Origin of the sequence: Micromonospora sp. NPDC048839 (assembly GCF_040649915.1) — a bacterium.
Lineage (GTDB): Bacteria > Actinomycetota > Actinomycetes > Mycobacteriales > Micromonosporaceae > Micromonospora.
In genome coordinates, this window is sequence record NZ_JBEZGL010000024.1 from 1 (window position 1) to 13160 (window position 13160).

Annotated in this window: 9 protein-coding genes and 1 pseudogene; 9 read left to right on the plus strand and 1 reads right to left on the minus strand. The window is 68.9% G+C overall.

Annotated features, from left to right (window positions below; translation table 11 throughout):
* Window positions 1-197 precede the first annotated feature (197 nt).
* On the minus strand, window positions 198-1085 hold the full coding sequence (locus tag AB0C25_RS31520; protein ID WP_357378062.1) for a YhjD/YihY/BrkB family envelope integrity protein: 888 nt from the start codon (window positions 1083-1085) through the stop codon (window positions 198-200).
* A gap of 51 nt (window positions 1086-1136) precedes the next feature.
* Between AB0C25_RS31520 and AB0C25_RS31525 the strand changes: the two genes are divergently transcribed.
* The 9 genes and pseudogenes from AB0C25_RS31525 to ispG all read left to right on the plus strand — a co-directional run bounded on the left by AB0C25_RS31525 (window position 1137) and on the right by ispG (window position 13122).
* Entirely contained in the window at window positions 1137-1688 is a 552-nt protein-coding gene (locus tag AB0C25_RS31525) for a GNAT family N-acetyltransferase (protein ID WP_357378064.1), read from the plus strand.
* A gap of 445 nt (window positions 1689-2133) precedes the next feature.
* Entirely contained in the window at window positions 2134-6102 is a 3969-nt protein-coding gene (locus tag AB0C25_RS31530) for a CARDB domain-containing protein (protein WP_357378066.1), read from the plus strand.
* A 70-nt stretch (window positions 6103-6172) separates the two neighbouring features.
* Window positions 6173-6604, plus strand: a complete 432-nt coding sequence (locus AB0C25_RS31535; protein WP_357378198.1) for a Scr1 family TA system antitoxin-like transcriptional regulator — start codon at window positions 6173-6175, stop codon at window positions 6602-6604.
* Window positions 6594-6704 (plus strand): annotated as a pseudogene (locus AB0C25_RS31540) (DUF397 domain-containing protein); the annotation flags it as partial. The gene AB0C25_RS31535 and the pseudogene AB0C25_RS31540, both read left to right, overlap by 11 nt.
* An 836-nt stretch (window positions 6705-7540) precedes the next feature.
* Window positions 7541-8317 carry a hypothetical protein gene (locus tag AB0C25_RS31545; RefSeq protein ID WP_357378068.1) on the plus strand — a complete coding sequence of 259 codons (777 nt, stop codon included), beginning with the start codon at window positions 7541-7543 and terminating at the stop codon, window positions 8315-8317.
* Between the two features lie 246 nt (window positions 8318-8563).
* The gene (locus tag AB0C25_RS31550) at window positions 8564-9220 is read left to right on the plus strand and encodes a Uma2 family endonuclease (RefSeq protein WP_357378070.1); all 657 of its coding nucleotides are present in this window, start codon (window positions 8564-8566) and stop codon (window positions 9218-9220) included.
* Window positions 9221-9478: 258 nt separating this feature from the next.
* Window positions 9479-10690 carry a 1-deoxy-D-xylulose-5-phosphate reductoisomerase gene (gene dxr, locus AB0C25_RS31555; RefSeq protein ID WP_357378072.1) on the plus strand — a complete coding sequence of 404 codons (1212 nt, stop codon included), beginning with the start codon at window positions 9479-9481 and terminating at the stop codon, window positions 10688-10690.
* Complete coding sequence (locus tag AB0C25_RS31560) at window positions 10690-11940, plus strand: site-2 protease family protein (RefSeq protein WP_357378074.1); 1251 nt, start codon at window positions 10690-10692, stop codon at window positions 11938-11940. Before dxr ends, AB0C25_RS31560 begins: the two co-directional genes overlap by 1 nt.
* A 9-nt stretch (window positions 11941-11949) precedes the next feature.
* Window positions 11950-13122, plus strand: a complete 1173-nt coding sequence (ispG, locus tag AB0C25_RS31565) for a flavodoxin-dependent (E)-4-hydroxy-3-methylbut-2-enyl-diphosphate synthase (RefSeq protein WP_357378076.1) — start codon at window positions 11950-11952, stop codon at window positions 13120-13122.
* Window positions 13123-13160: the final 38 nt, after the last annotated feature.

Consider the following 13160-nt stretch of genomic DNA (forward strand, 5'->3'; position numbering starts at 1 on the left):
ACGGACCAAGGAGATACGACGTCAGCGAGCGACCAACACGATTTTCAGCCCGGAACGGGCCGCATCGCCAGAGGCGACAGGGACTAACCCCACCCACCCCACCCCACCCCCGCGGTGCCCCCGCCCGCCCCGCCCCTGCGCGGTGATCATGGAGTTATAGCGACGACACGCCGTGGCGAGTGGCAATAACTCCATGATCAACGCGCGGGGCGGGGTGGGGTGGGGGTGGTGGGGGAGGGGGTGGTGGGGGTGGTGGGGGCGGTGCGGGTGGTGCGCCAGCGGGAGAGGGCCAGGGTGGCGGAGTAGCCGGCCAGGACGATCACGTGGAACAGGTAGAGCCAGAGGAGTACGGCCACCCCGGCGCCGATCTCGTCGAAGCCGCCGAACGGCACGCCCAGGTCCAGCGGGAGCGAGGCGAAGAGCACGAAGCCGTGCAGGAAGCCGGAGAGGTTCGCCGCGGTGAACGACCCGATGCCGAGTGTGGAGAGCCAGTCCGGTGACGCCGGACCGACCACCCGGAACACCCACACCAGTACGGGCGTGAGCACCAGCCAGACCGCGAGGAACGACAGCACCACGCCGAGCACGCCGAGCCAGCCGCCCTGGCGGACGAGCCGGGTGGTGAGCGGGAGCGCCAGCAGGATCGACAGCAGCAGGGCGGGGGCCGGCGCGAGCAGGGGCAGCAGCAGCAGCCGGCCCCGCCAGCCGATCAGGTGCTCGTCGGAGCGGGGTGCGGCGACCGAGACGAACGCCCGGCGCAGACCCTCGCCGTACAGCGACGCGGGCAGGAGGGAGGCCAGTGCCAGCAGCGGGGTCAGCTCCACCCCGGCGTTGACGAGCGCGTCCACCGCCCGGGGTGCGCCGATCGCGGTGGGCAGGGCTTCCACGGCGTACGAGGTGAGCCGGCGTACCCGGTCGGCCCCGGCCACCAGTGCGGTGAGCCAGATCGCCAGCAGCGCGACCGGCACCACGGCGATCGCCCCGTAGAAGGTGATCGCGGCGGCGTGCAGCGACAGGTCCCGTCCGCGCACCGGACGGAACGCGGCACTGGTGATCCGTTTCGTGCGCTGCCATCCGTTGCCCATCGGGTCCTCCTTCCCTGTCGTCGGGGCCGTCACTCCTTAAGATCGCCGGTCATGACTGTTCTCACCACCGAACGCCTGATCCTGCGCGATTGGACCGAAGATCCGGCCGATCTGGCCCGGATCTACGACATCTACTCGCGTCCCGAGATCAGCCGATACCTGGGCGCGGCGCCGGGTCTGCCGATGACCAAACCGGCCCAGGCCGCCGAGCGACTGCGGAGCTGGCAGGAGCGGCACGCCGCCGACGGCGGCCGGTACGGCACCTGGGCGATCGAGGTACGCGAGACGGGTCAGGTGGTGGGCACGGCGTTGCTCAAGCCGCTGCCGGGCCGGGATGAGGCGGTGCGGACCGACGACATCGAGGTGGGCTGGCACCTGCACCCGGACGCGTGGGGGCACGGCTACGCCACCGAGGCGGCCCGTGCGGCGGTAGCGCGGGAGTTCGCCGCCGGTACCCGGGAGATCTACGCGGTCGTGTCGCCGGGCAACGAGCCGTCGATGGCGGTGGCGCGGCGGCTGGGCATGACCCAGGTGGGCCAGCGCAGCGACTGGTACGGCGGGGAGCTGCTGGAGACCTTCGTGCTGAGGGCGCCAGATGCCTGATCGTTCCCGCACGACCTGACGCAAGATCCGCGCAACTTCGGGGAAGGTGTCGCCTCCAGCCGTCGGGAGGTGGCCCCTTCCCCGAAATTGTGGGCAGGTCGGCCCTGGTGGTGGCTCCAGGGGCAGACAAGTCCGTCAATAGTCATGGTGGTCGAAGTGTTGACGCTCCCGTAGCACGTCAGTAACCTTTGGCCAAAGTAACGCAAGATTTTGACAAACAAGTGCACTGTTCTGTGCACCCTCTCGGAAGATTCAACGGGCCTCCTGGGGAGGCCCGTTGATGGTCGTACCCATCTGGTGTTCCAGGACGAGCGGCGCCCCCGCGCCGCCCGGACCCCCGTCTCTCTCGACACCGGCCCTCGCGCGTCGGCCGGCGCCGCACCGCCGCACCCCCACCCGGTGGTCCCGCCACCGGGGCAACCGTCCCCCGACGACAAGGACAGTGATGAGACGAACGAATCTGTTCAGGATGGTGGCGGCCACGGCCGCCGCCGCGCTGATCGCCACGGTCGGAGCGACAGCCGTCGCGAACCCGGCCGCCGCCCGCCCCGCCGAGCCGGCGGCAGCGGCACCGAGCAGCGGGTTCGCCGCGGCGGCCACCAACCTCGCCCAGGGTCGTCCCACCCAGTCCAGTGGCCACGCCGACGTCTACGACTCGTCGAAGGTCGTCGACGGCAACGCGGGCAGCTACTGGGAGAGCGTCAACAACTCGTTTCCGCAGTGGGTGCAGGTCGATCTCGGCTCATCGCAGTCCGTCAACCAGGTCGTGCTGAAGCTGCCGACCTCCGGGTGGGGGACCCGGACGCAGACGTTGAGCGTGCAGGGCAGCACCAACGGTTCGTCGTTCGGCACCCTGGTCGGGTCGCAGACGTACACCTTCAACCCGGCGAGCGGCAACACGGTCACGATCAACGTCAGCCAGACCGCCACCCGCTACGTCCGGATCAGCATCACCGCCAACAGCGGCTGGCCGGCCGGGCAGCTCTCCGAACTGGAGGTGTACGGCAGCGGCGGCACCACCCCGGACACCACCGCGCCGAGCGTCCCCGGCAACCTCTCGTACACCCAGTCGGGTACCACAATCAGCCTCAACTGGGTGGCGTCGACCGACAACGCGGGCGGCAGCGGCATCGCCGGCTACGACGTCTACCGCAACGGCGCGTTCCTCCAGTCCGTCGGCAACGTGACCACGTTCAACGACACCCAGCCGGCCACGGCCACCGTGTCCTACCACGTCCGGGCCCGCGACGCCGCCGGCAACCTCTCCGGCAACAGCAACACGGTCACCCGGACCGGCAGTGGTGACACCACCGCGCCGAGCACCCCGGGGACGCTGTCGCAGAGCACGTCGGGCAGCACGATCACGCTCACCTGGGGGGCCTCCACCGACTCCGGTGGCAGCGGGCTGGCCGGCTACAACGTCTACCGGGGCGGCAGCCTGATCGCCACGCTGGGCAGCGTCCTCACCTACCAGGACACCCAACCGGCGACGGCGACCGTGTCGTACCACGTCCGCGCCCGGGACGGCGCCGGCAACCTGTCCGGCACCAGCAACACCGTCACCCGGACCGGCAGCAACCCGCCCGCCTGCACCAACGTGGCGCAGGGCAAGAGCATGACGGCGAGCGGCTCCACCTTCAGCTTCACCCCGGACAAGGCGAACGACGGGCAACTCGGCACCTACTGGGAGGGCGCGGCGAGCTACCCGCAGAACCTGACAGTGGCGCTCGGTGCCAACCACTCGATCTCCGGCGTCACCGTGAAGCTCAACCCGGACTCGTCGTGGGGCACCCGTACCCAGACCATCCAGGTCCTCGGCCGCGACCAGGCGTCGTCCGCGTACACCAGTCTGGTGTCCTCGGCGGCCTACCAGTTCGTGCAGGGCAGCAACGCGGTGACCATCCCGGTCAGCGCGACCACGGCGGACGTGCAGTTGCGGTTCACCGGCAACACCGGTGCCCCGTCCGGCCAGGTCGCCGAGTTCGAGGTGTGCGGCACCCCGGCACCCAACCCGGACCTGGTGGTCAGCTCGGTGACCTGGTCGCCGACCTCGCCCAGCGAGGTCAGCGCGATCACCCTCTCGGCCGTGGTGCAGAACATCGGGTCGGCGTCCGCGGGCGCCACCACCCTGAACGTCAGCCTGGCCGGCGCGGTCGTCGGCAGCGCCACGGTGGGCGCGCTCGCCGCCGGTGCCTCGACCACCGTGTCGGTAAACGCGGGCACCCGCCCGATGGGCAGCTACGCCGTCACCGCGGTGGTCGACCCGACGAACACGATCGTCGAGCAGAACAACGGCAACAACAGCTTCACGGCGGCGTCGCCGCTGGTGGTGGCGCAGGCCCCCGGCCCGGACCTCCAGGTGCTCAGCATCGCCTCGAACCCGCCGAACCCGGCCGTCGGCGCGTCCGTCACCTTCACCGTGACGGTGCGCAACCGGGGCACCACCGCGACCGGCGCGACCACCGTCACCCGGCTGGTGGCGGGCAGCACCACGCTCAACTCCACCACCGCCTCGATCGCGGCCGGCGCGACGGTCACCGTGGCCGTCAGTGGTAGCTGGACCGCCACCAGCGGCGGCGCCACCATCACCGCCACCGCCGACGCCACAAACGCGGTCACCGAGACCAACGAGACGAACAACGCGTTCAGCCAGTCGATCGTGGTCGGGCGCGGGGCTGCCGTCCCGTACGTCTCCTACGAGGCGGAGGCCGGCCGTTACCAGGGCACGCTGCTGGAGACCGACGCGCTGCGCACCTTCGGGCACACCAACTTCGCCAGCGAGTCCTCCGGCCGCAAGTCGGTCCGGCTCACCGGCACCGGCCAGTTCGTCGAGTTCACCTCGGCCAACCAGGCCAACTCCATCGTGGTGCGCAACTCCATCCCGGACGCGCCAGGTGGCGGGGGCATCGAGGCGACCATCAGCCTCTACGTCAACGACGTCTTCTCCCGCAAGCTGACCCTGTCGTCCAAGCACAGCTGGCTCTACGGCAACACCGACGGGCCGGAGGCGCTGACCAACACCCCGCAGGCCGACGCCCGACGGCTCTTCGACGAGTCGAACGCGTTGCTGGCGCAGTCGTACCCGGCCGGCACCCGGTTCAAGTTGCAGCGCGACTCGGGTGACACCGCGTCCTTCTACGTCATCGACATGATCGACTTGGAGCAGGTCGCCCCGGCGGCGAGTCAACCGGCCGGCTGCACCTCGATCACCTCGTACGGTGCGGTCCCGAACGACGGGCTCGACGACACCGCCGCCATCCAGCGGGCGGTGACCGACGACCAGAACGGTGTCATCGGGTGCGTCTGGATCCCGGCCGGACAGTGGCGGCAGGAGCAGAAGATCCTGACCGACGACCCGCTGAACCGGGGCATGCACAACCAGGTCGGCATCAGCAACGTCACGATCCGGGGCGCCGGGATGTGGCACTCGCAGCTCTACACGCTGACCGAGCCGCAGAACGTGGTGGGCGGCATCAACCACCCGCACGAGGGCAACTTCGGCTTCGACATCGACAAGAACACCCAGATCTCCGACATCGCCATCTTCGGTTCCGGCCGGATCCGGGGCGGTGACGGCAACGCCGAGGGTGGCGTGGGTCTGAACGGTCGCTTCGGCACCGGCACGAAGATCAGTAACGTCTGGATCGAGCACGCCAACGTGGGTGCCTGGGTGGGTCGCGACTACGACAACATCCCCGACCTCTGGGGGCCGGCCGACGGGCTGGAGTTCACCGGCATGCGGATCCGCAACACGTACGCCGACGGCATCAACTTCAGCAACGGCACGCGTAACTCACGGGTGTTCAACTCGTCCTTCCGCACCACCGGCGACGACGCCCTCGCGGTCTGGGCCAACCCGTACGTCAAGGACCGCAACGTCGACATCGCCCACGACAACCACTTCGTCAACAACACCGTCCAGCTGCCCTGGCGGGCCAACGGCATCGCCATCTACGGCGGCTACGACAACTCGATCGAGAACAACCTGATCTACGACACCGCGAACTACCCGGGCATCATGCTGGCGACCGACCACGACCCGCTGCCGTTCTCCGGCACGACGCTGATCGCCAACAACGGGCTCTACCGCACCGGTGGCGCGTTCTGGAACGAGGACCAGGAGTTCGGTGCCATCACGATTTTCCCGGCCACTCGGGACATCGTCGGGGTCACGATTCGGGACACCGACATCATCGACTCGACGTACGACGGCATCCAGTTCAAGAACGGTGGCGGCAACATACCGAACCTCGCGATCACCAACGTCCGGATCGACAAGTCCGTCAACGGCGCCGGCATTCTCGCGATGAGCGGCGCGCGCGGCAACGCCAACCTGACGAACGTGACAATCACCAACTCGGCTGACGGCAACATCGTCATCCAGCCGGGCTCGCAGTTCGTCATCACTCCCTGATCCACACGCGTTGCAAGAAGTCGGGGTGTCCGCGGCATGCGGACACCCCGATTTCCGTGAGCCCGAGTGGATCATCGGCAGCAGCGCAAGGCCCGTCGTGGGCGTCGAGCCGCCGGCAGCGGCCAGCACCGTCATCCTGAGCGAGGCGGTGCTGCGCCGTCCGCTGCGCGATCGGGCGGCGATGGCGCGGCAACTGGAGTCGCTGGTGGTGTCGTCGCGGCAGCACAACATCGGCATCCGGGTGTTGCCGCTCGCTGCGGGCCTGGTGCGCTGGGCACAGGCCGGCACCTTCACCATGCTCGACTTCCCGGCCGAGGTGCGCGATCCGGAGCCGACCACCATCTATATGGACGGGCCGTGTGGCGCGGTCTACCTTGACAAGACCCACGAGATCGAGATCTACGAAGACGCGTGGCGCTCCCTCGGCGAGCAGGCGCTGAGCGCCGACGAGTCCCGTGAGCTGATTGAAGCGATAGCGAAGGAGATGACAGATGGTGCGTGACGGAGTCTGGCGCACGTCGTCCCGGTCCGGCGGCGAGGGTAACTGTGTCGAGGTGGCGGGGCTCGCCGACGCGATCGGGGTGCGGGACAGCAAGGACCGGAGCTGACCTTCACCCCCACGGTCTGGGCCGCCTTCATCGCGTCAACCCGCGCACAGCAGTCGAGCCGCTCGGCGACCTCGCTCACCGAGATCTTGGAAGAATTCGGCCCCGGGAGGGGCGCTTTCCCTCCAAGATCTGCCGGAGGTCCGGTGTTCGGCCGTAGGTGGACGGATGCTACTCGCCAGCAGTTCCAGAAATTTATGAGCGATCGAGGGATTGAATTCGACTACAGGCCGTGGGGTTGAGACGGGGAACTGGATCCCGGTGATGTATCGGGGGACGGGGCGTCGATTGGGGTCATGCCTGATGGTCGGATCGGCGTGGGTGTGGAGTCAGAAGGCCGGTCCTCCCCTTGAAAGATCGGGATTCGTTCCCGTGTGGCCGTATCTGGAGCGCGACCTCGCTGCATGCTTGGTCGATTTTTCTCGCTCGTGGGACTCTTTCAGCGAGGGTGGCGTTCCAACCCCTGAAAAACTCGTCGAACTGACAGTTGAGACGGCGTGGAAGTCCGCACAGTCATACTGGATGGAGTTAGCCGCAACGTGGGCTATGGAGATGGTTCGGCGCGAGGATTCCGATCAAGAGGCCACTCGAATGCTTATCCTCCAAATGGCTGTCTCGGATGCGCTTTCGCCGGCACCGCGGGATCAGGCACGGCGCGCTGGAGGGTCGGCGACCTGGTGTCATACGCGAAAGGCCGGGAGGTCATGAGTTCGGGTAGCCCTCAATGACGCACCGGGTGTGCGATGACCTACATCTGGGGCTGCGGTGGCTAGGCCGAGCTGACCAGGATGGTCCGCTGAGGGGGGAGCCCGGACGTCGCCTGGGAGGCCCTGATGAGTAACGGCCTCCCGGGTGCTCGAACCGCGAAATGGGCGCCGGGCCCAGGAAACGTCGTTGCGATGGTGGCTCGGCTGTCAGCGAACCGGGGGCAGAACGTCGGCAGCTTGATGCGTGCGGCCCAAGTCGATCAAGCCGAGCTAGAGGCGGCCTTCAAGGGCGATGCGTCCAATCCGTCAGTCCTGCGACGACTCGCTCCCGCGCTTGGTCTGCATGCGGCGGATCTCTTCGTCTTGGCCGGCCTTGATGTGCCGAGTGACCTAGCACCGTTCGCTGCTCCCGCCGACTCGATCCTGGACCAGGTGGTGAGAACTGCTCTTCGTCTGCCCCTCGATCGGTGTCAACAACTGCTCGGAGTAGCCAGGTCGATGTCGCCACCGGCCCCGATCGCACCGATCGCGCGGAAGCGCGACCCGTTCCCGTACGGTCCGGGCGCGGTGATCGTGCGCCTGCTCCGCAACCGAAATCTGAATAATCTGAACTCGGCGAAAGCGCTGTATCGACTGGCCGGAATTGGGCCGTTGTCGGCGGCGACCATCCACCTGGTGGGCAACGGCCGTAAGCAACTGAGTCCGGAGCTGCTGTCCGGTTTTGCGACCGTGCTCTCCTTCCGGGTCGAGGATCTTGCCGCGCTGATCGATGTCGAGTTGCCGCAGTCCTGCCCGCCCGCGGATGCCAGAACGAGTCAGGTGGCGGAGCTGATCTGGGAGGTGCGTCACCTGCGCTCGGATCAGCTTCACGCCCTCCAGGGAGAGTTCGAGGTGGCCGCCTGACTCGCCTGACCCACGGGGCCGAATGGCCCAACCGCTGTGAGCGGCGGGCGCTGTAGTCGGCCCAACGGCCCATGACCCGAAGGATCTCCGTCGCGGGGTGCCAGTACAAGGTGCCACGTGCCGGTAGCCGGGCAGCTCCGTCGCCGGCGGAAGGCGCTGACGGACTGGGTGTGCGATGACGCGTTCCTGGGGCTGCGGTGACTAGGCTGGCCTGACCAGGATGGTCCGCTGAGGGGGTGAGCCCGGATGGCCCAGGCCGCGTTCGCGCCGGAGCCGCCACCGCAGCACACCGAGCCGTCGTTCGACGTGCTGCGGTGGCACGACGAGCCGTGGACCGCGCAGCTCGCCCTCGACCTGTTGCCGGAGACCAACGGCCCCAAGGTTGAGGTCCTGAGCGGAAGCGTGATCGTGACACCACACGCGGGAATCGATCATCAGTCGGTCGAGCGAGAGCTGCCGTACGTGCTGCACCGTGCTGCGCGGAAGGCCGGATTCTGGGTCTACCCGGAGATCAACGTCATCTCCGGGGATGACCTTTTCGTCCCGGATATCGCTGTGCTGCGTAACTCGGGCGGTGGCCGCACGACGGTTCCCATCGCCGAGGCGGTGCTGCTGGGGGAGATCGTTTCCCCGGGTAACCGACGCAAGGACGTGATCGACCGGCCGCGGGAGTACGCAGCCGTCGGAGTGCCGTTTTTCCTCCGGGTGGACCTGCGCAACCGGGTGCCGACCATTGCCCTGTTCGAGCTGGTCGACGCGGAGTACCGGCCGCTGGCCGCCGCCGCGGCGGGCAGCACCTTCACCATGCGGGAGCCGTTCGACTTCGCCATCGACCCGGCCGAACTTCTCGACGAGGAAGCGCCGGGCGCGACGCTCACCGACTCGGCCGACGACAACGCTTGATCGACACGGTTTCGTTGAAGTCGGGGTGTCCAGGTGCCTGGGATAGCCCGACTTCCTTGAAGCCGAGTTGATCAAGCGTCGGGCGCCGGGGCGCCGGGCGCCGGGCGTCGGGGCGTCGGGGCGCCGCGCGTCGGGCGCCGCGCGTCGGGCGCCGCGCGTCGGGCGCCGCGCGTCGGGCGTCGGGCGCCGCGCACGGCGCGGGCGGGGAGGGCTGAGGCTCCCAGCGGGCGTTCAGTGACGGTGGGGGAGAATGGCCGCGTGACTTCCCCCCGCGACCTCGTCCTGCTCGGGTCCACCGGTTCGATCGGCACCCAGGCCATCGACATCGTCCGGCGTAACCCGGACCGGTTCCGGGTGGTCGCGGTGGGTGCCGGCGGCGGCAACGTCGAGCTGCTCGCCACGCAGGCCCTCGAGTTGGGCGTCGAGGCGGTCGGGGTGGCCAAGGCGTCCGCCGCGCAGGACCTGCAGCTCGCGTTCTACGCGGAGGCGAGCCGGCGCGGGTGGGCCACCGGCGACTTCAAACTTCCCAAGATCGTGGCCGGCCCGGACGCCATGACCGAGCTGGCCCAGTGGCCGTGCGACATCGTGCTGAACGGGGTGGTCGGCTCGCTGGGCCTCGCTCCTACGCTGGCCGCGCTGCGTGGTGGTCGTACCCTCGCGTTGGCCAACAAGGAGTCGCTCGTGGCCGGCGGCCCCCTGGTCAAGGGCGCGGTGACGCGGCCGGGGCAGATCGTGCCGGTCGACTCGGAGCACTCGGCGCTGGCCCAGTGCCTGCGCAGCGGGACGCGTGGCGAGGTGCGTCGGTTGATCGTCACGGCCAGCGGCGGCCCGTTCCGGGGTCGGCGACGCGACGAGTTGACGCAGGTCACGCCGGAGCAGGCGCTGGCGCACCCGACGTGGAACATGGGGCCGGTCGTCACGATCAACTCGGCGACCATGGTCAACAAGGCGCTCGAGGTGATCGAGGCGCACGAGCTGTTCGACGTGCCGTACGCCGACATCACCGTCATGGTGCACCCGCAGTCGGTGATCCACTCGATGGTCGAGTTCGTCGACGGGTCGACGATCGCCCAGGCCAGCCCACCGGACATGCGGCTGCCCATCGCGCTCGGCATCGGCTGGCCGGACCGGGTGCCCGAGGCGGCCACGGCGGTCGACTGGACGGCTGCGCACACCTGGGAGTTCGCGCCGCTCGACGACGAGGCGTTCCCGGCCGTCGCGCTGGCCAAGGCCGCGGGGGAGGCCGGGCGCTGCCGGCCGGCGATCTACAACGCGGCGAACGAGGAGTGCGTGGCGGCGTTCGTGGCGGGGCGACTACCGTTCCTCGGCATCGTCGACACCCTGGAACGCGTGTTGGAGGACGCTCCGGACTTCGACGAACCAGGTACCGTCGAGGACGTGCTCACGGCTGAGTCGTGGGCACGCGCGCACGCGCAGGAGATCATCGCGGGTTCGGTGGAAGGAGCTTGATGTCGTACCTGCTCGGGGTGGTCCTCTTCGCCCTGGCCATCCTCGTCTCGGTCAGTCTGCACGAGGCGGGGCACCTGCTGACCGCCAAGATGTTCGGGATGAAGGTCACCAAGTACTTCGTCGGTTTCGGCCCCACCATCTGGTCGTTCCGCCGGGGTGAGACCGAGTACGGCCTCAAGGGCATCCCCCTCGGCGGCTTCTGCAAGATCGTCGGGATGACCCCGCAGGACGACGACGTCGAGCCGGGCGACGAGTCGCGGGTGATGTGGCGCTACCCGGTGTGGAAGCGCACGATCGTGATGGCCGCCGGCTCGATCACCCACTTCGCGCTCGCCCTGGTCACCATCTGGATCCTCGCCGTCTCCGCAGGCCTGCCCAACCCGGACTTTCCCACCACCGACACGGAGGCCCGCAAGGAGCCCGCCGTGATCCAGCTCAGCCAGTGCGTGGTGCCGGAGAACGCGGTGCGGGCGTGCACCTCCACCGACGCGGCCAGCCCGGCGGCCCAGGGCCAGCTGCGCAACGGTGACCGGATCACCTCGATCAACGGCACCTCGATCGGCAACTACGGCGACCTGCTCACCACCCTGCGCGCGCTCAAGCCGGGGGAGACCGCGCAGATCCAGTACGTCCGGGACGGGCAGCCGGGCAGCACCAGCACGGTGCTCGCGCAGACCCAGCGTCCGCCGCTGGACGACCCGACCGGTACCGCCGTGCCGGTGGCCGCGCTCGGCGTCGGGCTCGTCCCCAGCACCCCGACCCGGGTGACGTACGGGCCGGTCGGAGCCTTCGGCGCGACCGCCGACTTCACCGGTGACCTGGCCGTCGGCACCGTACAGGCGCTGCAACGCCTCCCCCAGAAGGTCCCCGCCCTGTGGACCGCGCTCACCGGCGGCGAACGCGACATCGACACCCCGATCAGCGTGGTCGGCGCCAGCCGGCTCGGCGGCGAGGCGGTGGAGAACAACGCCTGGCTGGTCTTCTTCATGCTCTTCGTGTCGCTGAACTTCTTCATCGGCGTGTTCAACCTGCTGCCGCTGCTCCCGGTGGACGGCGGCCACATCGCCATCGCCTGGTTCGAACGGGCCCGCTCCTGGGTCTACGCGCGGATCGGCCGGACCGACCCCGGCCGGGTGGACTACCTCAAACTGATGCCCTTCACGTACGTGGTGATCCTGATCGGTGGCGCGTTCACGCTGCTGACCATCGCCGCGGACGTCGTCAACCCCATCACGCTCTTCTCAAGGTGAGTGCCTGAAGTGACAGCTATCAGTCTCGGTATGCCCGCCGTGCCGCCCCCGCCACTCGCTCCCCGCCGGGCCAGCCGCCAGATCATGGTCGGTTCGGTGCCGGTCGGTGGCGGTGCGCCGGTGTCCGTGCAGTCGATGACCACGACCCTCACCTCCGACATCAACTCCACGCTTCAGCAGATCGCCGAGCTGACCGCGTCCGGTTGCCAGATCGTCCGGGTGGCCGTGCCCTCGCAGGACGACGTCGAGGCGCTGCCCGCGATCGCCAAGAAGTCCCAGATCCCGGTGATCGCCGACATCCACTTCCAACCCAAGTACGTCTTCGCCGCGATCGACGCCGGCTGTGCGGCCGTCCGGGTCAACCCGGGCAACATCCGACAGTTCGACGACAAGGTCAAGGAGATCGCTCGCGCCGCGGGCGCGGCGGGCGTGCCGATCCGGATCGGCGTCAACGCCGGGTCGCTGGACAAGCGACTGCTGAGCAAGTACGGCAAGGCCACCGCCGAGGCGCTCGTCGAGTCGGCGCTGTGGGAGTGCTCGCTGTTCGAGGAGCACGGCTTCCGCGACATCAAGATCTCCGTCAAGCACAACGACCCGGTCGTGATGATCCGCGCGTACCGGCAGCTCGCCGAGCAGTGCGACTACCCGCTGCACCTCGGTGTCACCGAGGCTGGCCCGTCCTTCCAGGGCACCATCAAGTCGGCCGTCGCCTTCGGTGCCCTGCTCGCCGAGGGGATCGGCGACACCATCCGGGTGTCGCTGTCCGCCCCGCCGGTGGAGGAGATCAAGGTCGGCAACCAGATCCTGGAGTCGCTGGGCCTGCGTGAGCGGGGCCTGGAGATCGTCTCGTGCCCGTCCTGCGGTCGCGCCCAGGTGGACGTCTACAAGCTCGCCGAGGAGGTCACCGCCGGCCTGGAAGGGCTGCCGGTGCCGCTGCGGGTTGCCGTGATGGGCTGCGTCGTCAACGGTCCCGGTGAGGCCCGCGAGGCCGACCTGGGCGTCGCCTCCGGCAACGGCAAGGGCCAGATCTTCGTCAAGGGCAAGGTCGTCAAGACCGTCCCCGAGGCGCAGATCGTGGAGACGCTGATCGAGGAGGCGCTGCGGATCGCCGACGAGATGGGCGCCGAGCTTCCCGAGGAACTGCGGGGGCTGGTGACCGGCCCGACCGTGACCGTGCACTGATCTCCGCTGCCTGCGGAAAGCGGCCGCCTCCCCTCGGG